Source organism: Bowmanella yangjiangensis, assembly GCF_017255015.1.
Taxonomy (GTDB): Bacteria; Pseudomonadota; Gammaproteobacteria; order Enterobacterales; family Alteromonadaceae; genus Bowmanella; species Bowmanella yangjiangensis.
Genome location: NZ_JAFKCS010000647.1, coordinates 1 through 410, shown reverse-complemented (window position 1 = coordinate 410; position 410 = coordinate 1). Strand labels below are relative to the sequence as shown.

Genomic DNA, 410 nt, shown 5'->3' with positions numbered 1-410 from the left:
GCTTGGCCATCAGATCGGTCACGGTCTGGGTCTGCTGCAGCAGCTGCTCGCTGGCCGCCAGCACCTGCACGGCCTGGGCCTGGTCCGGCGTGGCCTCGACTTGCTGGCGATAGGTCGACCAGGTCGCACCGACCTGGGCCAGGGCAGCTTTGATCTCGGCGTTGGGTGCGTATTCCGAGAGGGCCCTGTGGCTGGCTTCGAAACGCTGGATGGTTTCCTGCAGCTGGCGCTGCGCGGTGTCCACGCGCACATCGGCGCCAAGCATCAGGTAGTCCTTGGCCATGCGCTGGCCGAGCGAACGCTGCAGGCCAGCCATGTTCATGGCCTCGGAATCGGTGAGCTGCGCCAGGCTGGGCAGGCTGACCAGCGTGGTGCAGGCCAGCAGGATGAATGTCAGGTACTTCTTCAAC

1 protein-coding gene is annotated in these 410 nt (G+C 65.6%); it reads right to left on the bottom strand.

Going from position 1 to position 410, the window contains the following annotated elements; all coding sequences use genetic code 11:
- A partial coding sequence (locus J0A65_RS26080; RefSeq protein WP_206597096.1) for a type IV pili methyl-accepting chemotaxis transducer N-terminal domain-containing protein occupies positions 1-410 on the bottom strand: 410 nt, incomplete at both ends.